We start from the raw sequence: 25,802 nt of genomic DNA, 5'->3' as shown, positions 1-25,802 counted from the left end.
CCCTCTTATGTCGTTTGCGCGGCCACTTGCTGCGTATAGAAACGCTGGCCCATTTCCTCCAGCCCCAGCGTCTCCAGCACTTCCTGCAGACGCTGCGAAGGCCGCTGGCGCGGCAGGTCTTTGTAGGTGGCGATGATCAGCTCATTCTTCATCGAGTGCTCCCAGCCCACCAGCTCCGTGACATTGACCTGATAGCCATGTGCTTCCAGCTGCAAGCAGCGCAGCACGTTGGTGATCTGGCTGCCGAATTCGCGCGTATGGATAGGGTGACGCCAGATTTCCGTCAGCGCCGACCTGGCCAGCGCCTTGCCCTTGTTCTTCTTCAGCACGGAGGCCACTTCGGCCTGACAGCACGGCACCAGTACCATGTAGCGCGCCTTTTTCTTCAGCGCGAAATCGATGGCGTCATCGGTGGCCGTATTACAGGCGTGCAGCGCCGTGACGATGTCGATCTGCTCGGGCAGCAGCTTTGACTCGGTGGACTCGGCTACCGACAACGGCAGGAAAGACATGCCGGGGAAGTTGAATTGCTGCGCCAGTTGCTGCGAACGCTGGACCAGTTCTTCGCGCGTTTCGATGCCGTAGATGTGCGAGCCATCCGAGCCAACATTAAGCGCCTTGAAGAACAGGTCGTAGATGATGAAGCCCAGATAGGACTTGCCGGCACCGTGGTCGACCAGCGCAATGCTGCCCTTGGTTTCCAGCAGTTCTTTCAGCAACGGCTCGATGAACTGGTACAGGTGATACACCTGTTTGAGCTTGCGGCGGCTATCCTGATTCATCTTGCCGTCGCGCGTCAGAATATGCAGTTCCTGCAACAGCGCGACAGTCTGACCCTCGCGGATTTCCGGCATATTGTCGGCGCCCGTTACGGTTGCGCCGATCTTACTCGCATGCTTATTTGGCTTCATCGATCCACGCCTGTTGTATTGCTTCCAGCACCTTCTCGCCACCACGCGTGTGGTCGTCGTCGAACTCTTCCAGTTCAACGATCCAGTTATGCAAATCGGTAAAGCGTATCGTCAGCGGATCGATCTCGGGAAACTTGTCGTAGAGCGCTTCCGCAATCGCGCTGATGTCCGTCCACTTCATGTCAGTGACCGCCTTCGCTAGCGTGGTTGATGGTGTACTTCGGAATTTCGATCACCAGATCTTCATTCGCCACGACGGCCTGGCAGGACAGGCGCGACACGGCTTCCAGCCCCCATGCCTTGTCCAGCTGGTCCTCTTCGTTCTCGCTTGCTTCGCTGAGCGAATCGAAACCTTCGCGCACCAGCACGTGGCAGGTGGTGCAGGCGCAGGATTTCTCGCAGGCGTGCTCGATGTGGATATCATGCTCCAGCATGATGTCGCACAACGTTTTGCCAGCGTCAGCTTCGATGACGGCGCCGTCCGGGCACAGTTTGGCGTGGGGCAGGAATACGATTTGTGGCACTTGTAACCTCTGTAAATGTTTAAACGACCTGATCCAGCTTCTTGCCGGCCAGTGCGCTGCGCACGCTGCGATCCATGCGGCGCGATGCAAATTCTTCCGTACCTTGCGCCAGCGATTCCACCGCAGCCTTGACGGCAGTGTGATCAACGGCACCGGCCTGCGACTGGGCGACTACGCCGCGCACGCTGGCGATCAGCGCATCCAGCGCAGCACGCTCTTCGCTAGTGAGCAGCGCACCATCTTCGGCCAGCGCCGACTCGGTCGCCAGAATAATACGTTCGGCTTCCACCTGCTCTTCGCGCAGAGCGCGGGCCTTCATATCGACGTCGGCCGCCTGATACGAGTCCTGCAGCATACGCGCCACATCATCATCGCCCAGACCGTAGGATGGCTTGACGCTGATCGACGCTTCCACGCCCGAGCGCAGCTCGCGTGCCGAAACCGACAGCAGGCCATCGGCATCGACCTGATAGGTAATGCGGATACGGGCCGCACCGGCCGCCATCGGCGGAATGCCGCGCAGCTCGAAGCGGGCCAGCGAACGGCAATCCGTCACCAGCTCGCGCTCGCCCTGCAGCACGTGCACAGCCAGCGCCGTCTGACCATCTTTGAAGGTGGTGAACTCCTGCGCGCGGGCGCAAGGAATGGTGGAGTTACGGGGAATGATCTTCTCGACCAGACCGCCCATGGTCTCGATACCGAGCGACAGCGGCGTCACGTCCAGCAGCAGCCAGTCGTCACCAGCCGCGCGGTTACCGGCCAGCAGATTGGCCTGTATCGCCGCACCCAGCGCCACCACCTTATCAGGGTCGATATTCGCATGGGGGATGGTGTGGAAGAAGTCGCTCACGGCGCGCTGCACATGGGGCATGCGGGTAGCGCCGCCCACCATCACCACGCCATCCACATCATCCGCATCGACACTGGCGTCGCGCAGCGCTTTCTTGATGGCGTTCATGGTCTTGGTGATCAGATGCTTGGTGATTTCGTGGAAAGTCTCCGCCGTAATCTTCAGATGCACTTCTTCGCCCGAACTCAGCACCGCATCCACCGACACTTCCTCCTTGGTCGACAGCAGTTCCTTGGCTTCGCGCGCCTTCACCATCAGCACGGCCGTATCTTCTTCCGACAGCGGCGCCAGCTTTTCTTCCTGATGGATGTAGCAGAACAGACGATGGTCGAAATCGTCGCCGCCCAGCGCCGAATCGCCGCCCGTAGACAGCACTTCGAACACGCCCTTGCTCAGCTTGAGGATGGAGATATCGAACGTGCCGCCACCCAGATCGTACACGGCGTACAGGCCTTCCGAACCGTTATCGAGGCCGTAGGCGATCGCCGCTGCCGTCGGCTCGCTGAGCAGGCGCAGCACGTTCAGGCCGGCCAGTTGCGCCGCATCTTTCGTGGCCTGACGCTGGGCGTCGTCGAAATAGGCCGGCACGGTAATCACGGCGCCCACCAGATCGTCACCGAGCGTATCTTCGGCGCGCTGGCGCAGCGTGGCCAGTATCTGCGCCGACACTTCCACCGGGCTCTTCACGCCAGCGATGGTTTTCAGCTGCACCATGCCGGGCGTATCGAGGAAATCGTAGGGCAGGTTCTCGGCATAGGCGATATCGGCCAGACCCCGCCCCATGAAGCGCTTGACGGAAACGATGGTGTTCTTGGGATCGGTGGTCTGCGCAGCCTGCGCCTTGTAACCGATGTTGGCATGGCCGTTGGGCAGATAACGCACCACGGATGGCAGCAGCGGACGGCCATCCTCGTCGCTCAGCACTTCGGGTATGCTGCTGCGGACAGTCGCAACCAGCGAGTTGGTGGTACCCAGATCTATCCCCACCGCCAGCCGGTGCTGGTGTGGTGCAGTGGACATGCCGGGTTCGGAAATTTGCAGAAGGGCCATGTAGTGTATGCCGTGCGGCTCTGATTAAATAATGGGGCCGGGACGTGCCCGGCCTGAGTCTGTCTGTCTGTACTGCCAGTGTCTGTGCTGGCCTTGCTGTGGCAGGTAATGCATGCTCCTGCCGCCCCGCCCGTTCAGGCGTCTTCCAGCAGGCTCAAGGCACTGTCTATCTCTTGTTTCAGCTTTTCGATGAACATCAGCGCGCGCACACCCTGTGCTGCCTGCGCATAATCGTTGCTGCTGATCTGCTGTTCGATGGCAGCCAGCTGCGCCTTGCGCTCGCGCCGCAGCTGCTGATCCAGCCCTTCCAGCGCTTCCACGTCTTGGGCTGCCCGGGCATCACCGAGCTCTTCACGCCATTCCATCTGCTGCATCAGGAAAGCCATGGGCATGGCCGTATTCGATTCCGTCTGCAAGTCCACGCCAGCCAGCTCGCACATATATTGCGCGCGCTTCTGGGGATGCTTCAGCGTCTGGTAGGCCTCGTTGGCACGGGTGGCCCACTGCATGGCGACGCGCTTCTCGGCATCGGTAGCGCTGACGTATTTATCGGGATGGACGCGGTTCTGCACGTCGCGGTAGGCGCTATCGAGCGCCGCCGCATCGACAGCAAATTGCAGGGGCAGATTGAACAGCTCGAAGTGGTTTTGCATGACTGGTCAGATGCGGAAGCTTTCGCCGCAGCCGCAAGCGTCTTTCTGGTTCGGGTTGTTGAACTTGAAGCCCTCGTTCAGCCCTTCGCGGGCAAAATCGAGTTCCGTGCCATCGATGTAAGGCAGGCTTTTCGGATCGACGAACACTTTCACGCCGTGCGATTCGAACACATTGTCCTCATCGGCCACTTCGTCCACATATTCCAGTTTGTAGGCCAGTCCGGAGCAGCCCGTAGTGCGCACGCCAAAGCGCAGGCCTATGCCTTTGCCGCGGCGTTCGATGTAACGGTTGATGTGTTTCGCTGCTTTTTCGGTCAGGGTGATAGCCATTTGATTCTCCCGCGCCGCGCCACAACGGTGGCGGCGGCGTGATTGTGTTACGAGCCGGAGCTCAGCAAACTTAGGCGCTAGCCGGGTGTTTGTTCTGGTAATCCAGAACCGCTGCCTTGATGGCGTCTTCGGCCAGAATCGAGCAGTGGATTTTCACTGGCGGCAGCGCCAGTTCTTCGGCGATTTCCGTGTTCTTGATGGCCAGCGCCTGATCCAGCGTCTTGCCCTTGACCCATTCCGTTACCAGCGAGCTGGAAGCGATGGCCGAACCGCAGCCATAGGTCTTGAACTTGGCGTCTTCGATCTTGCCGTCGGCGCCCACTTTGATCTGCAGCTTCATCACGTCGCCGCACGCTGGCGCGCCCACCATGCCGGTGCCAACGCTGTCATCGCCTTTTTCGAAGGCGCCCACGTTGCGCGGGTTTTCGTAGTGATCGAGTACTTTTTCCGAGTAAGCCATGATAGTGCTCCTGTGTTCTCTATTTCGTAAAATTTAGTGCGCTGCCCACTGGATCGAATTGATGTCGATCCCCTCTTTGAACATATCCCACAGTGGCGACAGTTCGCGCAGCTTGCCCACTTTGGATTTCATCAGTTCGACGGCGAAGTCGATATCGGCTTCGGTGGTAAAGCGGCCGATGGTAAAACGGATCGAGCTGTGTGCCAGTTCGTCGCTGCGGCCCAGTGCGCGCAGCACGTAGGAAGGCTCCAGACTGGCCGAAGTACAGGCCGAGCCGGACGACACAGCCAGATCTTTCACGGCCATGATCAGCGACTCGCCTTCCACATAGTTGAAGCTGACATTCAGGTTATGCGGCACGCGGTGATCCATGTCGCCATTGATATAGGTTTCCTCGATTTCCTGCAAGCCCTTGGCCAGACGGTCGCGCAATGCCTTGATACGCACGATCTCTTCATCCATCTCGACCTTGGCCAGACGGAAGGCTTCGCCCATGCCCACGATCTGGTGGGTGGGCAGGGTGCCCGAACGCAGGCCGCGCTCGTGGCCACCGCCGTGCATCTGCGCTTCGATGCGCACGCGCGGCTTGCGGCATACGTACAGCGCGCCTATGCCTTTCGGGCCGTAGGTTTTGTGGGCGGTGAAGGTCATCAGGTCCACCTTGGTCTTCTGCAGGTCGATCGCCACCTTGCCGGTAGCCTGCGCAGCGTCGCAGTGGAAGATGATGCCTTTGGAGCGGCACAGCGCGCCGATTTCATCGATAGGCTGAATCACGCCGATCTCGTTATTCACCAGCATGACCGATACCAGAATAGTGTCCGGACGGATGGCGGCGGTCAACTGTTCGATGGTGATCAGGCCGTTGTCCTGCGGTTCCAGATAGGTCGCTTCGAAGCCGATGCGCTCCAGTTCACGCACCGTGTCCAGCACCGATTTGTGCTCGGTTTTCACGGTGATGATGTGCTTGCCCTTGGTTTTGTAGAACTGCGCCGCGCCCTTGATCGCCAGATTGTTCGATTCGGTGGCGCCCGAGGTCCAGATGATTTCGCGGGCGTCGGCATTCACCAGTGCCGCCACGTGGCCGCGTGCCTCTTCCACGGCTTTTTCTGCCGTCCAGCCGTACATATGGCTGCGCGAGGCAGGATTGCCGAACTGTTCGCGCAGATAGGGAATCATCTGATCGGCCACACGTGGATCGATCGGCGTGGTAGCCGAATAGTCCATATAGATAGGGAAATGCGGGGCCGTCTGGAACTGTACAGGCGCGATATTTTTTTCAGGGGCGTTCATCTGGTAACTCCGGGTTAGGGGGCGCTCAACCGTGCGCGGCGTGGTTGCGATGCAGCACCACGACGTTCTGTTCAGCGTTCTTCAACTTCTGCTGATCGACCAGATCCTGCAAGGACACGGAATCGAGGTAATCAACCATTTTTTCATTCAGGGTGGCCCACAGTTCGTGGGTCATGCAGCGGGCGCCGCTGGCGATGTCGGCGCCATGGCAGTTTTCCTTGCCGCCGCACTGGGTGGCGTCCAGCGGTTCGTCCACGGCGATGATGATGTCGGCCACCGTCACCTTGTCGGCGCGGCGCGCCAGACTGTAGCCGCCGCCGGGGCCGCGGATGGATTCGACGATCTCGTGGCGGCGCAGCTTGCCGAACAATTGTTCAAGATAGGACAGGGATATGGCCTGACGCTGGCTGATGCCGGATAGCGTGACGGGACCTTTTCCCTGGCGCAACGCCAGATCGATCATTGCAGTCACAGCAAAACGGCCTTTGGTGGTCAGACGCATCACTACCTCGGTTGGGTTAAAATATCGACCCCACAGCGTCCCTGAATAAGCGGATTAGTTGATCGAATTAGTCAAGTATACCAAACTTTAAGGAAGTCTGCCCGCCGGCCTCCGGCTGCGGCTGGCCCGCCCGCCCCTGCAGCAACTTCATGGGACCGAACAGCGCGTGCATGTCGGCATTGCCGATAAAACTCAGGTTATAAGGATGCTCGGCCCGTATCTGCGGGAATTTTTGCATTAATGGCAATTTACTCAGCACTTCCGCAATCTTTCCCCACAGAATCAAGGTCGGCAACGTCTTAGCCTGTTCTGCCAGCCCCGCCATCACCGTCTCGAAAAATGGCAGCCAGGCTTTAGCATCTTTCACCGGAGCAACGTGAGGGCGGAACACCAGCGCTGCGTTCAGCAGCAGAAAGCCCTGCTCCGTCAGTTTGTCCTGCAACTCGGCCAGCGTGCGGATATGGCTGCCCTTGCCTTCGTGGGCGCGCAGCGCGATCGCCGCCATGGCAGCGCCGCCCGTATCATCCAGATCAAGCTGACCGTCTGCGACCAGCAGCATCTTCATAAAGTTGCGCAGCGAGGTGGCTTTGTTGACGGGCTTGGACAGTCCGCCGCCCAGTTCGTCCGACCACAGGCTGCCCACAGCACCGTCCATGAAACTGACGCCGGTAGCGCTGGCGGCGCGCGGATACGGCCCCTCGCCTACCAGCACATAGCGCACCTGATCGAGCGGCAGGGCAAAGGCCGCGAACAGCCGCTGCCCGGTGGGCAGATAAGCGTCCTGTGCCAGTTGTGGCAGATAATCGGGCGTGGCCGCCATGATGGCTTCCAGCCCCTGCACCAGCAGAGGACGCCACGACGCATGGGCACGGGTTAAGGCTAGGAGAAAATGGCTAGGTATGGTCATCGCGGGTGGCTGGTTGATCTGGCTGGCTTATCGCCCGCGCGGGACGCTTAAAGGTCCGGATATGCGGGGACGTCATTTTACCGCCTTGCCACTGTGGTTGCCGATACGACGTTAGTACTACTGTTTGCCGGATCAGGCTTGCGGCGATGTGGTTTTTCTTGCACTATGCAGAGCGCATCCTGTCTGATTCTGCCGTCCGTCCATGTGAGGATAATGTGAGTACACCCGATATCTCCCGTCTCAAAATCGAACGCAGCGCCAGCGGCCAGATCGCTGGCACCGGCCGCAGCAAGCGGCGCTGGCTGCGCATCGTGCTGCTGCTCGCTGCACTGGGGCTAGGCGCCAGCGTGGCACTGGGACGCTTCAGCGGCAAGGCGCCGGTCGAGACGGTGACGGTGGCGCTCAGCTACCCATCGCAGAGCTACACCCTGCTCAATGCTACCGGCTATGTCGTAGCCCAGCGCAAAGCTTCGCTCTCGTCCAAAGCCACCGGCCGGCTGGAATGGCTGGGCGTACTGGAAGGCAGCCCGATCAAGAAAGACGAGATCGTGGCGCGACTGGAGAACCGCGACGTTTCCGCCACGCTGGGCCAGGCACAGGCCAATATCAAGGTGGCACAGGCCAATCTGGATCAGGGCCAGGCCGAACTGGCCGATGCGCAGGCCAGCTTCCAGCGCACGGGCGAACTACTGGCACAGAAGTTCATTACCGCCGCGGCCTTTGATGCTGCGCAGGCCCGCCTGAACAAGGCCAGAGCCAATATCGCCGGCTATCAGGCCGCCATCGCCGCTGCCAAGGCCAACGCGCAGGTGGCGCAGGTGGCCTTGGACCAGACGCTGATCCGCGCGCCATTCGATGGCGTGGTGCTGACCAAGAACGCCAACGAAGGCGACAACATCACCCCGTATTCCTCGGCAGCGGACAGCAAAGGCGCCGTCGTCACCATCGCCGACATGAGCACGCTGGAAGTAGAGGCCGACGTCTCCGAATCCAATCTGAGCAAGATCCGCGTCGACCAGCCCGCCGACATAACGCTGGACGCCTTCCCCGAACTGCATCTGGCCGGCACCGTCTCGCGCATGGTGCCGACTATCGACCGCAGCAAAGCCACCCTGCTGGTGAAAGTGCGCTTTAGCGACCACGATCCGCGCGTGCTGCCCGATATGAGCGCCAAGGTGGCCTTCCTGTCCAAAGCCGTGCCGCCGCAAGACCGCCAGCCTGTTACCACCGTGCAGGCCAGCGCGATTACCACGCGCGACGGCAAGCCGGTGGTGTTCCTGCTGGAAGGGGAAAAAGTCAGACTGGTCGCCGTTACGCTGGGACGCAAGCTCGGTGAACTGGTGGAAGTGCAAGGCGTGAAGGCGGGCGACAAAGTGGTGCTGACGCCGGACGCCAAACTGCAGGACGGCGCAGCCGTCAGCCTGAACAAGAAATAAGCGGCCATGAGCGAACCACTGGTACTGATAGAACATCTGGCCAAATCCTACCGCCGTGGCGATCAGGTGGTGGAAGTGCTGCGCGATATCAGCCTGAATATTCCGGCTGGCGAATTTGCCGCCCTGATGGGGCCATCCGGCTCGGGCAAAAGCACCCTGCTCAATCTGATCGCCGGCATCGACAAGCCCGATAGCGGCGTCCTGCGCATAGCCGGGCTCGATATCGCCGGCATGGGCGAATCGGATCTGGCGCGCTGGCGCGCCCAGAATGTGGGCTTTATTTTCCAGTTCTACAACCTGATGCCGGTCATGACAGCCTATGAAAACGTGGAGCTGCCGCTGCTGCTGACGCCACTATCGCGGCGCGAACGGCGCGAGCGGGTGGAACTGACGCTGTCCATGGTCAATCTGGCCGACCGCATGGACCACACGCCCAATGAACTGTCGGGCGGCCAGCAACAGCGCGTGGCGATTGCCCGCGCCATCGTCACCGACCCTACCCTGATCGTGGCCGACGAACCGACGGGCGATCTGGACCGCGCCTCGGCCAGCGAAATTCTGGGCCTGCTGCAGCAACTTAACCAGCAACTGGGCAAGACCATCATCATGGTCACGCACGATGCCACCGCGGCAGCGCAGGCGCGCACGCTGATCCATCTGGAAAAGGGCGAACTGATCGCCGGACAGGCAGCCTGACACCATGTATTCGCTGCGGCTAATCTGCAAGAACGCCATGCGCCACAAGCTGCGCACGGGCCTGACCGTGCTCGGTCTGGTGGTGGCGATCTTTTCCTTCGGCCTGCTGCAGACCGTGGTAGACGCGTGGTATGCCGGTTCGGAAGGCGCATCGAATACTACCCTCATCACGCGCAACAAAACCTCGCTGGTATTCCCGCTGCCGCTGTCGTATCAGGCGCGCATCCGCGCCGTGCCGGGCGTGACGGGCGTGGGTTATGCCAACTGGTTTCAGGGTGTGTACAAGGACCCCAAGAATTTCTTCGCCCAGTTTGCCGTGTCGGGCGAAAGCTATCTGAATATCTATCCCGACTACTTGCTGCCTGCCGAGCAGCGTGCCGCCTTCCTGCACGACCGCAAAGGCTGCATCGTCGGCCGCAAGCTGGCCGACCAGTATGGTTTCAAGGTGGGCGATACCATCCCCCTCAAAGGCACCATCTACCCCGGCAACTGGGAGCTGGTAGTACGCGGCATCTACGATGGCCGCCAGAGCAGCACCAACACGGCTACCCTGTTCTTCCACTGGGACTACGTCAACGAAACCATCAAGAAGATCATGCCGCGCCGCGCCAACCAGATCGGCGTGTACGTGGTGCAGATCAACCAGCCGGAAAATGCCGCCAGCATTTCCGCCGCCGTGGATAAGGAGTTTGCCAACTCGCTGGCCGAGACGCTGACGGAAACGGAGAAAGCCTTCCAGCTCAGCTTCGTCTCCATGTCGGAGGCTATCGTGATGGCCATCCGCGTGGTGTCTTTTGTGGTGATTATCATCATCGCTGCGGTAATGGCCAACACCATGGCCATGAGCGCGCGCGAACGTCTGGGCGAATACGCCACCCTCAAGGCGCTCGGCTTCGGTCCCGGCTTTCTCGCTCTGATGATCTTTGGCGAATCCATGCTGCTGGCACTGGTGGGCGCAGCGATCGGCATCGCCATCCTGTTCCCGTTCGCAGCCTTCCTCGGCAAAGTCATGGGCACCATGTTCCCCGTATTTCAGGTGTCGCAGCTCACCGTGCTGCTGCAGGTGGCAGCTGCGCTGGCAATAGGCGCCGTCGCCGCGATTGCTCCCACCATACGCGCCATACGCATCAACATCGTCGACGGTCTGCGGAGCATAGGATGAAGATTCCACTGTCTTACGTTGCACGCAATCTGTGGGCGCGTCGCCTGACCACGGCGCTGACGGGCGCCGGACTGGCGCTGGTGGTGTTCGTGTTTGCCACTGTGCTGATGCTGGACGAAGGCCTGCGCAACACCATGGTCACCACGGGAGAATACGATAACGTGGTGCTGGTGCGGCGCGGCGCCGAGACGGAAGTCCAGAGCGGCATCGACCGCGTGCAGGCCAACATCGCCGCCAGCCACCCTGCCATTGCGCGCGATGCTGCCGGACAGCCATGGCTTTCCAAGGAAACCGTGGTACTGATTTCGCTCATCAAGCGCGATTCGGGCAAGCCTTCCAACGTCATCATCCGCGGCATTGCGCCTCACGCGCTGACGCTGCGCCCGCAGGTAAAGCTGACAGCGGGACGCATGTTCCGCCCCGGCGCGTCCGAAATCATTGCAGGCGCCAGCATTGCGCGCCGCTTCAGTGGCGCCGGCATAGGCGAAAAAATCCGCTTCGGCCAGCGCGAGTGGACGGTGGTGGGCCTGTATGACGCAGGCAATAGCGGCTTTGATTCGGAAATCTGGGGCGATGCCGACCAGCTGATGCCGGCCTTCCGCCGCAATGCCTATTCCGCCATGGTGCTGCGGCTGGCCGACAGCCGCCGGTTCGAACAGTTCAAACAGGATATCGAGAACGACCCGCGCCTGACCATAGACGCCAAGCGCGAACAGACCTTCTACTCCGACCAGTCGAAAGCCCTGTCGACTTTTATCAGCGTACTGGGCCTGATCCTGTCCATCATCTTCTCCATCGGCGCCATGATAGGCGCCACCATCACCATGTATGCATCGGTAGCCAACCGCGTAGGGGAGATCGGCACCTTGCGCGCACTGGGCTTCCAGCGTCGCAGCATACTGGCCGCCTTCCTCAGCGAGTCCATGCTGCTGGCGGTGGTGGGCGGCGCGCTGGGGCTGGCTTGCGCATCGATGATGCAGTTCATCTCCTTCTCCACCACTAACTTCCAATCGTTTTCAGAACTGGCCTTCGGCTTCCGCCTGACGCCCGCCATTATCGTGAAAACATTGCTGTTTTCGCTGGCTATGGGCGGCATAGGCGGCTTCCTGCCCGCCCTGCGTGCCGCCCGCATGCCTATCGTGGATGCCTTGCGCGCAGCCTGAAGACTGCCGCCCGCAGCATCTGTGGCTTTACCGCGCGATTTGCGGCAGCTTTACCACATCACACAAAGCACGCAAAAACAAAGCATGCTAGACTCGGTCCATACTACAGCGATAGCCACCCTAGCAGGTCAGCATGCCACCCTCGCGCCACTCACCAGTTGCATTCTGCGCCAGTCTACTGAGCGTAATGGCAATGCTGGCCGCGTGCAGTCTGCCGCTACCAACCCGGGCAGGCGAACTGCTACCGAGACATATACCGGTTGCCGAATATCTGCGCGAACTGCGCCAGCAGCTAGACCAGAAAGCAGAGCCGCAACGGCGTCACAGGCGCAATGCCGACAGCCTGCGCCTGCCCGACAACGCCAGCGGCCTGCTGCCGCAGCAGCCGGCGCAGCCGCGTACCAATCTGCAGCACACGCCGGCTACCGGTAGCTGGCCTGATGCGTCGTCGTCCATCTTCGAGCGTTACTGGTGGCAGATACTGCTAGGTGGCTCCCTGATCATACTGCAAGGGCTACTGATCTCGGCGCTGATCTTTGCCCTGCGTTCGCGCCGCGCCACGCTCGATGCCCTGCACGACGAGCGCAACCAGCTGGAAGCACGGGTACTGCAGCGCACGCAGGAACTGATGCAGGCGAATGCCAAGCTGGAACTGCTGGCCACCACCGATCCGCTGACCGGCATAGGCAACCGCCGCCGCATGACCGAGCAGATCAACCGTGAACTCGATCGTGGCCGCCGCTTCGGCCACCCGCTCTCGCTGCTGATGGCCGATATCGATCACTTCAAGAACGTCAACGACCAGTATGGTCATGAGGCGGGCGATCGCGTCATCATTGCGGTCGCCCGCACACTGGCCGGGGGAGTGCGCAATATCGACATGGCCTCGCGCTTCGGCGGCGAAGAGTTTGTGCTGCTGATGCCGGAAACCTCGATCGCGGTGGCGAGCAGTGCTGCCGAGCGGCTGCGGCAGGAAATCGCCAATCTGGAAGTCAGGGGCGACAAGGGTGAGAGCATCCGCTTCACCATCAGCATAGGCGTGGCCATGACAGCGCCGGAGAATACGCTGGAAACCCCATCTACGCTGGTGTCGCGCGCCGACAAGGCGCTGTATCAGGCCAAGGAATCGGGCCGCAACCGCGTGGTGTGCAGCGGCTAGGCAGGCAGCACGGAAAAAGGCTGCGCGTGGCAGTCTGGGGTTTTACTCGGCGTCCGCCTGCTGCGCCGGGTGAGCCTGCTGGAATGCCGGCAGTTCGGTACAGGCGGCATAAATGCGCATGATGGTCGGATACGCACTCAGATCCAGCTGGAAGCGCTGGGCGTTGAATACCTGCGGCACCAGACAGCAATCGGCCAGTGTCGGTGTATCGCCGTGGCAGTAGCGGCCAGTGCGGGCATCCGTCGCCAGCAACTGCTCGAAGGCAGCCAGCCCTGTGCCCATCCAGTGATGCAGCCATGCCTGCTTCTGTTCTTCCGTCACGTTCAGCACGCCGGTCAGATATTTGAGCACCCGCAGATTGCCCAGCGGGTGAGTATCGGCCGCGATGGTCAGCGCCAGCGCCCGCACGCGCGCACGGCCAGCGGCATCGGCTGGCAGCAGTGGCGCGTCGGGACGGCTCTCGTCCAGATATTCGATGATGGCCAGCGACTGGCCGATGGCCGCGGCGCCATCATCGAGCGCAGGCAGCAGGCCGGCAGGATTGACCGCACGGTAAGCCGGCTGCAGCTGTTCGCCGCCATCGCGCAGCAGATGCACGGGCACGGCGTCATAAGCCAGCCCCTTCAGGTTCAGGGCAATACGCACGCGATAAGCAGCGGAACTGCGGAAATAGGTATAGAGCTTCATGATTAACCCGGGTGATATCAGTTGTTTCAGTCCTGCCCTGCGGGCGTCGCCATCAGCCATAGCATCAGAGCCGAGAGCAGCGCAGGCACGGCCGCGATCAGGAAGATGGTGCTGTTGGGCCAGTTCATACGCAGCAGTTCGCCGCCGAGCAGCGGCCCGATAATCGAGCCGATACGCCCGACGCCCAGACTCCAGCCTATGCCGGTGGAACGCAGGGTGGTGGGATAGTAGTTCGCTGCCAGTGCATTCACGGCCGGCTGGCCGCCCACAACGCAGAACCCGGCCACGAGAATGGCCGCGCACAGCAGCGCCAGCAGCTGCTGCGACTGGCCGATCAGCGCGATGGCTACCGCGGCGACCAGGAAGCTGGGGATCAGCACGCGGCGGAAGCCGGAGCGGTCGATGAGCTGCCCCATGGCCAGCGTACCGATGGTGCCCCCCACCGGCAGGATGGTACCTGCCAGCACCGCTGTGCTGGTGGACAGGCCGGCGTCTTTGAGGATAGTCGGCAGCCAGTTGGACAGGAAATAGAGATTGAGCAGATTGAGGAAGTTCACCAGCCAGAGCAGCAGCGTGGTGCGGGCCCGCCCGGCTTTGAACAGGGCGGCGACAGAACCACGCTGCCCGCCCTGCTCCTGCACCTGATAGCCCTGCCCGTGCTGCGGCGTAAAAGCGGGATCGATGCGGCGCAGCCACTGCGCTACACGCTCGATGCGCTTGCCGCTCAGGATGACGAACTGCATGGATTCCGGCAGCATCCACAGCATCAGCAGGCCGATCAGCAAAGGCAGCGCGCCGCCGATGTAGAACACGGCATGCCAGCCATACAGCGGCATGACTGCCGCGGCAACCAGCCCGCCTACCACGGCGCCTACCGTAAAGCCGCATGAAACCAGCATCATCAGCGTGACACGGCGGCGGCGCGGACTGTATTCGCCCGCCAGTGCCATCACGTTCGGCATGATGGCGCCTAGCCCGATGCCGGTGATAAAGCGCAGCCACTGCAACTGCTCCAGCGTGCTGCAGGAAGGCGTGAGCAGCATGCACACGGAGAAGAACAGCGTTGCGCCTATCAGTACAGGACGGCGGCCCAGCTTATCGGCCAGTACGCTAAATAGCAGCGAGCCGGCCAGCATGCCGAACAGGCCGGCGCCGAACACCGGCCCCAGACTGGCTCTGCTGACATGCCACTCCTGAATGATGGCGGGCGCCACATAACCCATGGCCTGCACGTCAAAGCCATCCATCAGAATGCACAGGCCGCACAGCAGAAACACGCCTAGCTGGAACCGGCTGATGGGATTCCGTTCGACCAGTGCTGCAATATCAACGGGTGCATGCTGCATCTGCTGCGCTGCCTTTCTACGTGAGGTACGCTGGTTAGCTTTCCGGACGATCAGCGTTCCGAATAATGGGTAATGGTCTGTTCGATCGCACCGAATATGCTGCAGCCCTCGCCGTCGTGCATTTCGATGCGCACGGTATCGCCGAAATGCAGATAGCTGGTTTGCGGCTTGCCCGTTTCGATGGTCTCGTACATGCGCACTTCGGCCAGACAGCAGTAGCCCACGCCGCCGTTGGCGATGCTGGAGCCGTGCAGACTGCCCTGCTTGTTCGAGACAGTGCCGGAACCGATGATGGTACCAGCCACCAGCTCGCGCGTGGTGGCGGCGTGCGCTACCAGCTGGGCGAAATTGAAGGTCATGTCTTCGCCTGCATTGGGCTTACCGAACGGCTGGTGGTTGAGCTCCACCAGCAGCGGCAGATGCACTTTGCTGTCGGCCCAGTGGGCGCCCAGTTCATCGGGCGTTACGGCAACGGGCGAGAACGCGCTGGCCGGCTTGGACTGGAAAAAGCCGAAGCCCTTGGCCAGTTCGTTAGGGATCAGGTTACGCAGCGAGACATCGTTCACCAGCATCACCAGACGGATCGATTGCGCGCAATCGGCAACGCTGGCGCCCATGCGCACATCGCCCGTAATGACGGCCACTTCGGCTTCCAGATCGATGCCCCACTCTTCCGACAGCGCATACACGGGATCGCGCGGACCGACGAAACTGTCCGAGCCGCCCTGATACATCAGCGGGTCGGTGTAGAACGACGCCGGCACTTCCGCATTGCGGGCCTTGCGTACCAGTTCGACGTGATTGATGTAGGCCGAACCATCAGCCCACTGGTAGGCGCGTGGCAGCGGCGAGTGGCAGAAGCTCTGGTCGAATGGCTGGGTGTCCAGCAACTCACCGGCGTTCAGCGCGGCATACACCTGCTCCAGCCGCGGCGCCACCAGATCCCAGTTATCGAGCGCGTGCTGCATGGTGGCGGCGATTTTCGGTACGTGCTGGTAGCGCGACAGATCGCGGCTCACCACGACCAGGCGGCCATCGCGGCTGCCGTCTTTCAGTGTTGCGAGTTTCATTCCTTGGCCTCCGGTGCGTGCATCCACGCGGCGTGTTTCGGTGCTTTACGGGTCTGAGCCCATTCTTCCAGCATTTCCCATTTGACGGCGTCGAGGCGTTCCATCATTTCCGGCGTGCCCGTATTGGCCGCCAGTTCCAGCCGGTGGCCGTTAGGGTCGAAGAAGTAGATCGACTTGAAGATGGTGTGATTGACCGGGCCGATCACATCGATACCGGCAGCCACCAGACGCTCTTTGGCAGCCAGCAGCTCGTCCATCGATTCCACTTCCAGCGCCAGATGCTGCACCCAGTTCGGGGTATTGCGGTCGCGGTCCATGGGCGGCTGGGTGGGCAGCTCGAAGAAGGCCAGAATATTGCCATTGCCGGCATCGAGGAACACGTGCATATACGGGTCCGGTGCCTTGGTGGACGGAACTTCGTTCTCGGCGATGGCCAGAACGAAATTCATATTGAGGTGTTTGCCATACCACTCGACAGTCTGTTTGGCGTCGATGCAGCGATAGGCGACGTGGTGTACTTGCTTGATTTTCATGATTGCCTCCAACTAGGACATGCGCCATTAAAAGCCAATTTCAGATATCATACAAACAGTATTTTTCACCTTATTTATCAGATTTTCCGATGAATCCCAATTTACGCCAGATGCGCGCCCTCGTCGCCGTTGCCAAGACGGGCAGCTTCACGCTGGCCGCCGAGCACCTGAACGTGACCCAGTCGGCGCTCAGCGGCCAGATCAAGGAACTGGAACAGCTGCTGGGCGTGCGGGTGGTCGAACGCACTACCCGCAAAGCACAGCTGTCGGAACTGGGCCGGGAACTGACGCCCCTGTTCGACAAAATCCTGCAGGATCTGGACCGTGCCATGGGCGACATTGCCAAGCGGCGCGCGCTCAAACAGGGCTCGGTGCGGATCGCTGCGCCGCAGATGCTGTCCTGTACTCTACTACCGGAAGTGATCGCTGCCTACCGCGCGCGCTACCCTGACGTACAGGTGCTGCTGGCCGACAGTCCGGTGGAACAGGTGGCGGCGCGGGTATTCAGCGGCGAAACCGACTTCGGCATCGGCCCCGAGCGCGACGCGGCCACGGAAATCGAAGCCCAGCAGCTATTCGAAATGCCGTTTGTCGTGGTATTCCCGCCCGACCACCCGCTCGACCTGCTGGAACGCATCACCTGGACCGACGTGATCGACTACCCGATGATCTCGCTACAGGGTCAGTTTACGGAGCGGCTGTTGCGCGACATGCACGCTTCCTTCCGCGAACAGTCCATCACGCCCTACAATGAAGTGACGTTCATGACGACGGCGCTAGCCATGGTGCACGCGCGGCTGGGCATTACCGTCTGCCTGCCGTATGCAGAAAAGATGGTGCAGCTGTATGGCCTGCGCATGCGCACGCTGGAATCGCCTGCGCTGACGCGCCGCTTCTTCGTCTACACCCGTAACGCCCGGGCGCTGTCGCCTGCTGCCGAGAGTTTTGTCAGCTTCCTGCAGGAGTTCGCCGCCGCCCATGAATGGAATGTGCCGCAAGGCTGAAATCGACATGACTGCAAACACTATCGCCATCAACCAGCAGATGGACGACTTCGACGGTCACCACAGTGTCTGGCTGTTCGGCTACGGCTCCCTCATCTACAAGGCCGACTTCCCCTATCTGGAACGGCGCCCCGCCAGCATTAGCGGCTGGACGCGGCGTTTCTGGCAAGGCTCGCATGACCACCGTGGCACGCCGGAGGCACCGGGACGTGTGGTGACGCTGATAGAACATGCGGGCGCCATCTGCCACGGTATGGCCTATCTGATTACGCCGGAAGTCTTTGCCCACCTCGACCACCGCGAAAAAAACGGCTATCTGCGCCTTGCCACGGCCATCACCTTTGCCGATGGCCACAGCGCACAAGGGCTGGTGTATATCGCCATGCCCGATAACGCTGCCTACCTCGGCGCCGCCAGCGAACAGGAAATCGCCCGCCACATTGCAGGCTCGGCCGGCCCCAGCGGCCCCAATGCCGACTATCTGAACCTGCTGGCCCACGCCCTGCGCGACATGGGCCAGAGCGATCCTCATGTGTTCGCCATAGAACAGCATCTGGCCGACTTTAGTAAAGCTGGATGAGCCATGGCGCAAACGCCAGCCCCGTTTGCGCTGCCACGCCTACCCCGCTAGACCTAGAACAGATCGAGTTGCCCCGTATCCGCAGACCGCGCTCGCGCACCTAAAGGCTGCACCACCAGAGGCCGCGTGAACTGGCTAGTGTCCATGGCGTGAAACCGGCTACTGTGCCCGCCCAGCCCCAGCCTTGCGCTGGCGATCTTGAAACGCTGCCGTATCATGTCTGCCCATACGCCCTCGCCCCGCATGCGCGCGCAAAAGTTGCTGTCGTAATCCTTGCCGCCGCGCAGATCGCGCACACGGTTCATCACTCGCTGGGCTCGATCAGGGAAATGCGCTTGCAGCCACTGCTGGAACAAGGGCGCTACTTCCCACGGCAGACGCAGCACCGTGTAGTGCGCACTCAGTGCCCCTGCCGCGCGCACCGCCTCCAGTAGCTGCTCGATTTCCGGCTCCGTCACAAACGGGATGATGGGCGCTATACTGACCGCGACCGGTATGCCCGCCTCGGTCAGCGTGCGGATAGTGCGCAAGCGCCGGGCTGGTGCCGCAGCACGTGGTTCCAGCGTACGGGCCAGCGCGGGGTCTAGCGTGGTGAGCGTAATGGCCACGGCCGCCTGCTGTCTGGCCGCCATGGGCGCCAGAATATCGATATCGCGCTCGATCAGGGCCGATTTGGTAATCAGTCCAACCGGATGCTGGCATTCCTGCAGCACTTCCAGCACCCGCCGCGTCAGTTTGCGCTCCCGCTCGCATGGTTGGTAAGCATCCGTATTCACGCCCAGCGCTATCGACTGCGGTTCATAGCCGGGTTTGGCCAGTTCACGCCGCAGCATCTCCGGCGCATTCACCTTGGCGAATATCTTGCTCTCGAAATCCATGCCGGGTGATAGACCAAGATAACTGTGGGTAGGCCGGGCATAACAATAGATACAGCCATGTTCGCAGCCACGGTAAGGATTCAGCGAAACACTGAACGGCAGGTCCGGCGACACATTGCGGCTCAGGATAGATTTGCAGTACTCATCCGTCACCTGCGTTTTCCATGCTGGCGCAGCTACACCATCGTCTTCCTGCTCCCAGCCATCATCATACGATTCGCGCAACTGCCGCTCGAAGCGGCCTTGCAGATTCGTTACGGCGCCCCGCCCCTTCCGCCCCTTGAGCGTAGGCGGAGGCAGCATCACCTGCGACTGGTTATTTTCATCGTGGGACATGGCGTAGCTTATGCAGTGATGTAAGCGTTAAACGGAAAACAGAAAACGGCAAGCAGACTTCAATTAAATACTGTGAATTTATACAGTATTTTAGGCGTATGGACCGGCTACATCAAGTGAAAAATCAAGCGTGCGCGCCCGCCTTCTTGGGAGGCCAGAGCCAAGCTGGTATCATGCTGGCCTCCGGGGGTAAGGTTGATCCCAGCGCACCGCGCGCCCCCACGCAAGATTACCTATGTGAGCCCAATCATGAACACTCAAGCCCAGCCGTCCTTCGCCAGCCGGATTTCCATCGCTATCGGCGCCTTTTTCCGTGCCCTGTCCGATGCTGACTACGCGGCCCGCCTGCGCGATATCGACCGCGCCCCCGTTTCTGTACCCGTTTCTGTACCAGTAACGGCCCCTGTTTCCGCCCCAGCACCTGCACCAGCGCCTGTGCCTGCCCCAGCCCCTATCGTGTTGCGCGAAACCACGCCAGACGCCGCCCTGCAGCTGCTGACACTGTTGCAGCGCGAAGCCCGCCTGATCGACTTCACGCAGGAAAATCTGGCCGCCTACTCCGACGCCGACATCGGCGCCGCTGCCCGCGTGGTACATGAAGGCTGTAACAAAGTCCTGCGCGAGCACTTCAGCATAGAGCCGGTACGTAGCGAATCCGAAGGCAGCCGCATCGTGCTGGAAGCCGGCTTCGACGCCGCCACCGTACGCCTGACCGGCAACGTGGTTGGCAGCGCACCGTTCCGCGGCGCCCTCAGCCACCGCGGCTGGCGCGCCACCAGCGTGCGTCTGCCCAAGCTGGCCGAAGCCCATGACGCCAGCATCCTGGCACCGGCCGAGGTGGAGTTATGAGCGAGATGAACAAGGCCCGCTACGCCATCGGCATCGACCTCGGCACCACGCATAGCGCGCTGTCCTACGTTGACCTGCAGGCCAGCGAAGGCGAAAAGACCCGGCAATCCGTGCTGGCTATCCCGCAGGTGACGGCACCGGGTACGGTGGAAGAACTGCCGCTGCTGCCCTCCTTCCTGTATCTGCCGCACGCCGATGAACTGGCTGCCGGCGACACCACGCTGCCGTGGGCCGCACCGGCCCATGAACAAAATAGCGTGGCCGGTGAAATGGCGCGCAGCCGTGGCGCCACCACGCCTATCCGTCTGGTTTCCAGCGCCAAGAGCTGGCTGTGCCACGCGGGCGTGGACCGCCGTGCCGCCATCCTGCCGGCCGACGCGCCGGAAGAAGTGCAGCGCGTCTCGCCGCTGGAAGCTTCCACCCGCTACCTGTCGCACCTGCGTCAGGCCTGGGAACAGGCCCACCCGGAAGCGCCATTTGGCGAACAGGCTGTCACCGTGACGATACCTGCATCGTTCGATCCGGGCGCACGCGAGCTGACGGCCGATGCAGCCCGCGCCGCCGGCTACACCAACCTCACCCTGCTGGAAGAACCGCAGGCCGCGCTGTACAGCTGGATACAGGGCAGCGAAGGCCGCTGGCGCAAGGAAGTCAAACCGGGCGACATCATCCTCGTGGTGGACGTGGGCGGCGGCACCAGCGACTTTTCGCTGATCGCCGTGCTGGAACGCGATGGCGTGCTGGAACCGCACCGCATCGCCGTGGGCGACCACATACTGCTCGGTGGCGACAATATGGATCTGGCGCTGGCCCATCTGGTGGCGCGCAAGCTGGCCGCCAGCGGCACCCAGCTCGATGCCTGGCAGATGCGCGCCCTGACCTATGGCTGCCGCAGCGCCAAGGAAAAGCTGCTGGCCGATGCCAGCGTGGAAAGCTACCCTATCGTCGTGCCTAGCCGTGGCTCCAAGCTGATCGGCGGTTCTATCCGCACCGAGCTGACCCGCGCCGAAGTCACCACCTTCATCCTCGACGGCTTCTTCCCGCAGGTAGAAGCATCGGCCCGTCCGGCCGTGCGTACGCGCGCCGGCCTGACCCAGCTTGGTCTGCCCTATGCGCAGGATGCCGGCATCACCCGCCATCTGGCCGCCTTCCTCGCGCGCCAGCTGGGCGCAACCAGCGAGCTGCAAGGCTATGCGGGCAAACAGCCTGCCGACGCCAGCTTCCTGCATCCTACCGCCGTGCTGTTTAACGGTGGCGTGTTCAAGTCCGAACTGCTGGCCCAGCGCGTCATGGCCACCATCAACGACTGGCTCTACATGGAAGGCGCCGAACCGGCCCGCATGCTGGCCGGCGCCGACCTCGATCTGGCAGTAGCACGCGGCGCCGCCTACTACAGCTATGTGCGGCGCGGTGCCGGGGTGCGCATCCGTGGCGGCACGGCGCGCTCCTACTACGTTGCCATCGAATCGTCGATGCCGGCCATCCCCGGCATGGAACCGCCAATACAGGCGCTGTGCGTGGCGCCGTTCGGCATGGAAGAAGGCAGCGAGGTGGAACTGCCGCAGCAGGAATTCGGTCTGGTGGTGGGCGAGCCGGTGCAATTCCGCTTCTTCGGCTCCTCCGTGCGCCGGCAGGACCAGATCGGCGATCTGCTGGACTTCTGGGGCCCTGACCAGCTGCTGGAGCTAAACGAGATTCAGGCCGATCTGTCGCCCGAAGGCCGTCAGGCTGGCGAAGTGGTGCAGGTACGCCTGCATGCCATGGCCACCGAATCGGGCACGCTGGAGCTGCTGGCCGTGGCCAGCGATGGCCAGCGCTGGAAGGTGGAATTCGATGTCCGTTCGGGAGCATCCGGCGCAGCATGAAGTCAGCCCATCAGCCAGCCATCGTCAGCATCGATCTGGGCACCACCAACACGGTGCTGGCGTATGCGCTGGCAGGCAGCAGCGCGATCCGCCTGTTCGAGATCGAACAGCTGACTGCAGCAGGCGAGATCGGCAGCGCTACTCTGCTGCCTTCGCTGCGCTACCATCCGGCCCAGGGTGAACTGGCCGCCAGCGCCTTGCAGCTGCCGTGGCCGGCGCAGGATGTAGCTGGCCTTGAACAGGTCGTCGTCGGCCAACTGGCGCGCCAGCTAGGCGCACAGGTTCCGGGCCGTGTGGTAGCCAGTGCCAAGAGCTGGCTATCGCACCCGCAAGTCGACCGCAGTGCTGCTATTCTGCCGTGGGGTGCCGAGGCCGACGTTGCCAAAGTCTCGCCTGTCGCTGCCAGCGCCTCTTATCTGGCGCACCTGCGCAGCGCATGGAATACGCGCCATCCGGATCTGCCGCTGGAGCAGCAGCAAATCGTCCTGACCATTCCTGCCTCGTTCGACGAGGCAGCGCGCGCACTCACGCTGCAGGCGGCAAAAATGGCTGGCCTGCCGCAACTACGCCTGCTGGAAGAACCACAGGCCGCCTTCTACGACTGGCTGTACCGCCAGCGGGCCTGCCTTGCCAGCGATCTGGCCTGCACCCGTCTGGTACTGGTGGCCGATGTGGGCGGCGGCACCACTGACTTTAGCCTGATGAAAGTGGCACTGCAGGACGGACAGCCTGTCATCGAGCGTATCGGCGTAGGCAAGCACCTGATCCTCGGCGGCGACAATATGGATCTGGCGCTGGCCCATCTGGTCGAGCAGCGTCTCCATCAAGGCAGCGACACACCTGCCGTACGCCTGTCCGCCAGCAAACTGGCGCAGCTGGCAGAACGCTGCCGGGCAGCCAAGGAACTGCTGCTGTCCGACGACGCCCCCGACCACACCACGGTCACCCTGCTGGGCAGTGGCTCCAGACTGATAGGCGGCAGCCGCTCGGCGCAACTCTCCCGCGCAGAAGTGCAGGCGCTGGTGGTGGATGGCTTCTTCCCCCTCAACGCAGAACGCGAAGTGGCACGGCGCGGCCGCGGAGCGCTCACCGAATTCGGCCTGCCCTACGCCAGCGATGCTGCCATCACCCGCCATCTGGCCACCTTCCTGCGCCAGCATGCCGCGGCAGCACGCGCTGCGCTAGGTCTGGCAGCAGACGACAACAGCATTCCCGTGCCGGACACCTTGCTGCTGAACGGCGGTGTCTTCCGTGCGCCCGCCCTCGCCCGCAGGCTGGCCGAGGTACTGGCGGCATGGCGTGGCCAGCCGCTCACGCTACTCCACAACGACAATCCCGACGTGGCCGTGGCCCGTGGCGGCGTGGCCTACGCACTTGGTCAGGCGGGACAGGCACCCGTCATCGGTGGAGGTTCGGCGCGTAGCTACTACTTGCTGCTCGATGATGGCAGCGGGACCGGCCAGCCGCGCCGCGCCGTCTGCCTGCTGCCGCAAGGCAGTGCCGAGAATAGCGAAGTGCTGTTAGACGAGCGCAGTTTTGCACTGCGTCTTGGCCGCCCGGTGCGCTTCCACCTCGCCGCCAGCAGCGGTGCGGAGCACATTCCGCAGGCGGGCGAACTGATACAGCTAGACCCCGACGATTATGTGGAACTGCCCCCGCTAGCCACAGTGCTGCGCGATGCGCAGGCCGACACGCGCAAGGAAATCGCCGTCCAGCTGGCCACTACCCTGAGTGAAGTGGGCACGCTGGAAATGCACTGCGTGGCGCAGGAAAGCGGCCAGCGCTGGTTGCTGGAGTTCCAGCTGCGCGACGACGGTGCCAGCGTCGATGCGGACGACAGCGCGGCACCCGCCGAAGCGCCCATGCCAGCGGGCTTTGCCGCCGCCATCGACAAGCTAGAGCGGATTTTCGGCACTAAGGCCCAGCAGGTAGAACTCAGGGAAGTGCGCCAGTTGCGCAGCCAGCTGGAACAGCTGCTGGGCAGCCGCGAAAGCTGGCCTACCGCCCTGCTGCGCCGCCTGTTCGACGCCTTGCTGGAACGGGCCAAGGGGCGCCGCCGCTCGGCTGATCACGAACGGGTCTGGCTCAACCTGAGCGGCTACTGCCTGCGTCCGGGCTTTGGCGCGCCGCTCGACGCGTGGCGCATAGAACAGCTGTGGGCCATGTACGAAACCGGCATCCAGCACCACAAGGATGCGCAGGCCTGTGCCGAATGGTGGACCCTGTGGCGCCGCGTGGCCGGTGGCCTCGATGTGACCATGCAGCTGCGCGTGCTCGATGATTTCGCCTTCAACGTACAGGCCGATGAAACGGAACGTGGCCGCCGTCCCGTCACGCTGGTCAACGGCAGCGAAGAAGACATGCTGCGCCTTGGCGCTACACTGGAACGCATACCGGGCAACTACAAGGCCGAAATCGGCGCATGGATGATGGGCCGGCTGCAGGCGCTGGGCCGCAGCGCCGCCAAGCGTGCCGCCAGCGGCAGCCGCAGCGCCACCCAGGAGGCCGCCAGAACAGAAGCCGTGATGGCGCGCTTCCTGTGGGGCCTGAGCCGAGTGGGCGCGCGCCAGCCTTTCCACGGCAGCGCCCACGACGTGGTGGACACCGGCATCGTCACCGAATGGCTGGCGCAGATACAGCAGCTGGACTGGAAAAAGCAGGAGGCTGCAGCTTATGCCGCCGCCCATCTGGCGCGCATGACGGGCGACCGCACGCGCGACATCGACGACACGCTGCGTGCCGACATTCTGCGCCGGCTGAGCGGCATCGGCGCTCCTGCCAGCTGGAGCGCCATGGTGCGCGCAGTGGTGCAGCTCGATCAGGCCGACGAAAAACGCCTGCTCGGTGACGCCCTGCCGCCCGGACTAAAACTGATCGCCTGAACGGGGCGGCACAAACGCCGCCTGCTGCGCTACAAAGCCATCGAAGGCGGCAATCAGCGCGTCGTAGCGCTGCGGCGCCTGCTCCAGCTGTGCCAGCGCATACACGGTTGCCTCCAGCGTGGAAAGCTGGTCGGGCAGATGGGCTTTGCGGATCAGGTAATGCGAAGGCGGGGTCGCTTTAAGCGGCAGACGCGGCAGACTTTGCAGCGGCGGATTCAGATATAGCATCTTGCGGCTCTTGCGCCAGGTACCATCGAGTACGATCAGACGCAGCGCCTGCGGCTGCAGCAGCCACGCCGCATCCAGCGGCTGCGCCGGCGCCATGCCCAGCGCCTGCTGCGCCGGCGTGTCGGGATACAGCAGAATGTTATGGCGCGGGCCAGCCAGTAGCGCCGCCAGCTGCGCTGGCTCGAACTTTTCACCGACCACCAGCTGGCTGGCCGCCAGACTCAGATGCAGCAGGCGCGCGCTGCCCTTGGCCTGCTGGACTTCCAGCGGGTGCTGCAGTATCAGCACTTCGACCTGTGGTGTATGCGGACGTATCCACTGGCAGATACAGCTGCGCTGCGGACGCAAACAGGTGATGCACACACTACGCGCCGGCAGGCCAGAAGCAGGACTAACAGGTACGGGCGCGGCGATGGGGCGCGCCGCATCGCCACTTCGGGTATTCATAACC

At 62.3% G+C, this 25,802-nt stretch carries 26 protein-coding genes; 10 read left to right on the top strand and 16 right to left on the bottom strand.

Annotation, left to right across the window (positions count from 1 at the left end; all coding sequences use genetic code 11):
* Positions 1-5: 5 nt before the first annotated feature.
* The 10 genes from GTP27_RS21510 to GTP27_RS21465 all read right to left on the bottom strand — a co-directional run bounded on the left by GTP27_RS21510 (position 6) and on the right by GTP27_RS21465 (position 7,477).
* Positions 6-911 carry a class I SAM-dependent methyltransferase gene (locus GTP27_RS21510; RefSeq protein WP_161041150.1) on the bottom strand — a complete coding sequence of 302 codons (906 nt, stop codon included), beginning with the start codon at positions 909-911 and terminating at the stop codon, positions 6-8.
* On the bottom strand, positions 898-1,092 hold the full coding sequence (gene iscX / locus GTP27_RS21505) for a Fe-S cluster assembly protein IscX (protein ID WP_161034827.1): 195 nt from the start codon (positions 1,090-1,092) through the stop codon (positions 898-900). The genes GTP27_RS21510 and iscX overlap by 14 nt, the downstream gene beginning before the upstream one ends.
* A gap of 1 nt (position 1,093) precedes the next feature.
* Positions 1,094-1,435, bottom strand: coding sequence for an ISC system 2Fe-2S type ferredoxin (fdx, locus tag GTP27_RS21500; RefSeq protein ID WP_161041149.1), 342 nt, complete (start codon positions 1,433-1,435; stop codon positions 1,094-1,096).
* A 19-nt stretch (positions 1,436-1,454) separates the two neighbouring features.
* Positions 1,455-3,335, bottom strand: a complete 1,881-nt coding sequence (gene hscA / locus GTP27_RS21495) for a Fe-S protein assembly chaperone HscA (RefSeq protein WP_161041148.1) — start codon at positions 3,333-3,335, stop codon at positions 1,455-1,457.
* A 134-nt stretch (positions 3,336-3,469) separates the two neighbouring features.
* Complete coding sequence (hscB, locus tag GTP27_RS21490; protein WP_161041147.1) at positions 3,470-3,988, bottom strand: Fe-S protein assembly co-chaperone HscB; 519 nt, start codon at positions 3,986-3,988, stop codon at positions 3,470-3,472.
* A gap of 6 nt (positions 3,989-3,994) precedes the next feature.
* Positions 3,995-4,318, bottom strand: coding sequence for an iron-sulfur cluster assembly protein IscA (gene iscA / locus GTP27_RS21485; protein WP_155434941.1), 324 nt, complete (start codon positions 4,316-4,318; stop codon positions 3,995-3,997).
* Between the two features lie 70 nt (positions 4,319-4,388).
* Entirely contained in the window at positions 4,389-4,778 is a 390-nt protein-coding gene (gene iscU / locus GTP27_RS21480) for a Fe-S cluster assembly scaffold IscU (RefSeq protein WP_155434940.1), read from the bottom strand.
* Positions 4,779-4,811: 33 nt separating this feature from the next.
* The gene (locus GTP27_RS21475; RefSeq protein ID WP_161041146.1) at positions 4,812-6,068 is read right to left on the bottom strand and encodes an IscS subfamily cysteine desulfurase; all 1,257 of its coding nucleotides are present in this window, start codon (positions 6,066-6,068) and stop codon (positions 4,812-4,814) included.
* Positions 6,069-6,093: 25 nt separating this feature from the next.
* Positions 6,094-6,570: a Fe-S cluster assembly transcriptional regulator IscR gene (gene iscR / locus GTP27_RS21470; protein ID WP_161041145.1), complete on the bottom strand. Its 477-nt coding sequence runs from the start codon at positions 6,568-6,570 to the stop codon at positions 6,094-6,096.
* Positions 6,571-6,637: 67 nt separating this feature from the next.
* Complete coding sequence (locus tag GTP27_RS21465; protein ID WP_161041144.1) at positions 6,638-7,477, bottom strand: uracil-DNA glycosylase family protein; 840 nt, start codon at positions 7,475-7,477, stop codon at positions 6,638-6,640.
* Between the two features lie 215 nt (positions 7,478-7,692).
* Between GTP27_RS21465 and GTP27_RS21460 the strand changes: the two genes are divergently transcribed.
* The 5 genes from GTP27_RS21460 (at position 7,693) to GTP27_RS21440 (ending at position 13,093) form a co-directional block, all read left to right on the top strand.
* On the top strand, positions 7,693-8,913 hold the full coding sequence (locus GTP27_RS21460) for an efflux RND transporter periplasmic adaptor subunit (RefSeq protein WP_371865976.1): 1,221 nt from the start codon (positions 7,693-7,695) through the stop codon (positions 8,911-8,913).
* A 6-nt stretch (positions 8,914-8,919) separates the two neighbouring features.
* Positions 8,920-9,609, top strand: a complete 690-nt coding sequence (locus GTP27_RS21455) for an ABC transporter ATP-binding protein (protein WP_161041142.1) — start codon at positions 8,920-8,922, stop codon at positions 9,607-9,609.
* A 4-nt stretch (positions 9,610-9,613) separates the two neighbouring features.
* A complete protein-coding gene (locus GTP27_RS21450) occupies positions 9,614-10,771 on the top strand; it encodes an ABC transporter permease (RefSeq protein WP_161041141.1) in 1,158 nt (385 codons plus the stop codon).
* Positions 10,768-11,934, top strand: a complete 1,167-nt coding sequence (locus GTP27_RS21445; protein WP_161041140.1) for an ABC transporter permease — start codon at positions 10,768-10,770, stop codon at positions 11,932-11,934. Before GTP27_RS21450 ends, GTP27_RS21445 begins: the two co-directional genes overlap by 4 nt.
* A gap of 187 nt (positions 11,935-12,121) precedes the next feature.
* Positions 12,122-13,093: a GGDEF domain-containing protein gene (locus GTP27_RS21440; RefSeq protein ID WP_229634277.1), complete on the top strand. Its 972-nt coding sequence runs from the start codon at positions 12,122-12,124 to the stop codon at positions 13,091-13,093.
* A gap of 42 nt (positions 13,094-13,135) precedes the next feature.
* Here GTP27_RS21440 and maiA read toward each other — a convergent pair whose 3' ends face one another.
* From maiA to GTP27_RS21420, 4 genes are read right to left on the bottom strand one after another with little or no spacing between them, the layout of a single operon-like run.
* Positions 13,136-13,780 (bottom strand): maleylacetoacetate isomerase, encoded by a 645-nt coding sequence (gene maiA / locus GTP27_RS21435; protein WP_161041138.1) that lies wholly within the window; start codon positions 13,778-13,780, stop codon positions 13,136-13,138.
* Between the two features lie 26 nt (positions 13,781-13,806).
* Complete coding sequence (locus GTP27_RS21430; protein ID WP_161041137.1) at positions 13,807-15,126, bottom strand: MFS transporter; 1,320 nt, start codon at positions 15,124-15,126, stop codon at positions 13,807-13,809.
* 50 nt (positions 15,127-15,176) lie between these two features.
* Positions 15,177-16,196: a fumarylacetoacetate hydrolase family protein gene (locus GTP27_RS21425; RefSeq protein WP_161041136.1), complete on the bottom strand. Its 1,020-nt coding sequence runs from the start codon at positions 16,194-16,196 to the stop codon at positions 15,177-15,179.
* A complete protein-coding gene (locus GTP27_RS21420; RefSeq protein ID WP_161041135.1) occupies positions 16,193-16,729 on the bottom strand; it encodes a VOC family protein in 537 nt (178 codons plus the stop codon). The genes GTP27_RS21425 and GTP27_RS21420 overlap by 4 nt, the downstream gene beginning before the upstream one ends.
* A gap of 89 nt (positions 16,730-16,818) precedes the next feature.
* Between GTP27_RS21420 and GTP27_RS21415 the strand changes: the two genes are divergently transcribed.
* Positions 16,819-17,733, top strand: a complete 915-nt coding sequence (locus GTP27_RS21415) for a LysR family transcriptional regulator (RefSeq protein ID WP_161041134.1) — start codon at positions 16,819-16,821, stop codon at positions 17,731-17,733.
* 7 nt (positions 17,734-17,740) lie between these two features.
* Positions 17,741-18,313 (top strand): gamma-glutamylcyclotransferase, encoded by a 573-nt coding sequence (locus GTP27_RS21410; protein ID WP_161041133.1) that lies wholly within the window; start codon positions 17,741-17,743, stop codon positions 18,311-18,313.
* 53 nt (positions 18,314-18,366) lie between these two features.
* Here GTP27_RS21410 and GTP27_RS21405 read toward each other — a convergent pair whose 3' ends face one another.
* The gene (locus GTP27_RS21405; RefSeq protein WP_161041132.1) at positions 18,367-19,527 is read right to left on the bottom strand and encodes a PA0069 family radical SAM protein; all 1,161 of its coding nucleotides are present in this window, start codon (positions 19,525-19,527) and stop codon (positions 18,367-18,369) included.
* 249 nt (positions 19,528-19,776) lie between these two features.
* Between GTP27_RS21405 and GTP27_RS21400 the strand changes: the two genes are divergently transcribed.
* From GTP27_RS21400 to GTP27_RS21390, 3 genes are read left to right on the top strand one after another with little or no spacing between them, the layout of a single operon-like run.
* A complete protein-coding gene (locus GTP27_RS21400) occupies positions 19,777-20,376 on the top strand; it encodes a DUF2760 domain-containing protein (RefSeq protein WP_161041131.1) in 600 nt (199 codons plus the stop codon).
* A gap of 5 nt (positions 20,377-20,381) precedes the next feature.
* Positions 20,382-22,241: an Hsp70 family protein gene (locus GTP27_RS21395; protein WP_161041161.1), complete on the top strand. Its 1,860-nt coding sequence runs from the start codon at positions 20,382-20,384 to the stop codon at positions 22,239-22,241.
* Positions 22,238-25,123 carry an Hsp70 family protein gene (locus GTP27_RS21390; protein ID WP_161041130.1) on the top strand — a complete coding sequence of 962 codons (2,886 nt, stop codon included), beginning with the start codon at positions 22,238-22,240 and terminating at the stop codon, positions 25,121-25,123. The genes GTP27_RS21395 and GTP27_RS21390 overlap by 4 nt, the downstream gene beginning before the upstream one ends.
* Here the strand turns inward: GTP27_RS21390 and GTP27_RS21385 are convergent.
* Positions 25,106-25,798 carry a tRNA-uridine aminocarboxypropyltransferase gene (locus GTP27_RS21385; protein ID WP_161041129.1) on the bottom strand — a complete coding sequence of 231 codons (693 nt, stop codon included), beginning with the start codon at positions 25,796-25,798 and terminating at the stop codon, positions 25,106-25,108. The genes GTP27_RS21390 and GTP27_RS21385 overlap by 18 nt on opposite strands.
* Positions 25,799-25,802 lie beyond the last annotated feature (4 nt).

It is taken from the genome of Duganella qianjiadongensis (assembly GCF_009857915.1).
Classification (GTDB): Bacteria; Pseudomonadota; Gammaproteobacteria; order Burkholderiales; family Burkholderiaceae_D; genus Rugamonas; species Rugamonas qianjiadongensis.
This window is presented reverse-complemented; position numbering and strand designations above follow the sequence as displayed.

Bases quoted from the DNA above. Each gene is read 5' to 3' on its own strand.
- GTP27_RS21510 (WP_161041150.1), bottom strand. From the start codon at position 911: ATGAAGCCAAATAAGCATGCGAGTAAGATCGGCGCAACCGTAACGGGC.
- iscX (WP_161034827.1), bottom strand. From the start codon at position 1,092: ATGAAGTGGACGGACATCAGCGCGATTGCGGAAGCGCTCTACGACAAG.
- hscA (WP_161041148.1), bottom strand. From the start codon at position 3,335: ATGGCCCTTCTGCAAATTTCCGAACCCGGCATGTCCACTGCACCACAC.
- hscB (WP_161041147.1), bottom strand. From the start codon at position 3,988: ATGCAAAACCACTTCGAGCTGTTCAATCTGCCCCTGCAATTTGCTGTC.
- iscA (WP_155434941.1), bottom strand. From the start codon at position 4,318: ATGGCTATCACCCTGACCGAAAAAGCAGCGAAACACATCAACCGTTAC.
- iscU (WP_155434940.1), bottom strand. From the start codon at position 4,778: ATGGCTTACTCGGAAAAAGTACTCGATCACTACGAAAACCCGCGCAAC.
- GTP27_RS21475 (WP_161041146.1), bottom strand. From the start codon at position 6,068: ATGAACGCCCCTGAAAAAAATATCGCGCCTGTACAGTTCCAGACGGCC.
- iscR (WP_161041145.1), bottom strand. From the start codon at position 6,570: ATGCGTCTGACCACCAAAGGCCGTTTTGCTGTGACTGCAATGATCGAT.
- GTP27_RS21465 (WP_161041144.1), bottom strand. From the start codon at position 7,477: ATGACCATACCTAGCCATTTTCTCCTAGCCTTAACCCGTGCCCATGCG.
- GTP27_RS21455 (WP_161041142.1), top strand. From the start codon at position 8,920: ATGAGCGAACCACTGGTACTGATAGAACATCTGGCCAAATCCTACCGC.
- GTP27_RS21450 (WP_161041141.1), top strand. From the start codon at position 9,614: ATGTATTCGCTGCGGCTAATCTGCAAGAACGCCATGCGCCACAAGCTG.
- GTP27_RS21445 (WP_161041140.1), top strand. From the start codon at position 10,768: ATGAAGATTCCACTGTCTTACGTTGCACGCAATCTGTGGGCGCGTCGC.
- GTP27_RS21440 (WP_229634277.1), top strand. From the start codon at position 12,122: ATGGCAATGCTGGCCGCGTGCAGTCTGCCGCTACCAACCCGGGCAGGC.
- maiA (WP_161041138.1), bottom strand. From the start codon at position 13,780: ATGAAGCTCTATACCTATTTCCGCAGTTCCGCTGCTTATCGCGTGCGT.
- GTP27_RS21430 (WP_161041137.1), bottom strand. From the start codon at position 15,126: ATGCAGCATGCACCCGTTGATATTGCAGCACTGGTCGAACGGAATCCC.
- GTP27_RS21425 (WP_161041136.1), bottom strand. From the start codon at position 16,196: ATGAAACTCGCAACACTGAAAGACGGCAGCCGCGATGGCCGCCTGGTC.
- GTP27_RS21420 (WP_161041135.1), bottom strand. From the start codon at position 16,729: ATGAAAATCAAGCAAGTACACCACGTCGCCTATCGCTGCATCGACGCC.
- GTP27_RS21415 (WP_161041134.1), top strand. From the start codon at position 16,819: ATGAATCCCAATTTACGCCAGATGCGCGCCCTCGTCGCCGTTGCCAAG.
- GTP27_RS21410 (WP_161041133.1), top strand. From the start codon at position 17,741: ATGACTGCAAACACTATCGCCATCAACCAGCAGATGGACGACTTCGAC.
- GTP27_RS21405 (WP_161041132.1), bottom strand. From the start codon at position 19,527: ATGTCCCACGATGAAAATAACCAGTCGCAGGTGATGCTGCCTCCGCCT.
- GTP27_RS21400 (WP_161041131.1), top strand. From the start codon at position 19,777: ATGAACACTCAAGCCCAGCCGTCCTTCGCCAGCCGGATTTCCATCGCT.
- GTP27_RS21395 (WP_161041161.1), top strand. From the start codon at position 20,382: ATGAACAAGGCCCGCTACGCCATCGGCATCGACCTCGGCACCACGCAT.
- GTP27_RS21390 (WP_161041130.1), top strand. From the start codon at position 22,238: ATGAAGTCAGCCCATCAGCCAGCCATCGTCAGCATCGATCTGGGCACC.
- GTP27_RS21385 (WP_161041129.1), bottom strand. From the start codon at position 25,798: ATGAATACCCGAAGTGGCGATGCGGCGCGCCCCATCGCCGCGCCCGTA.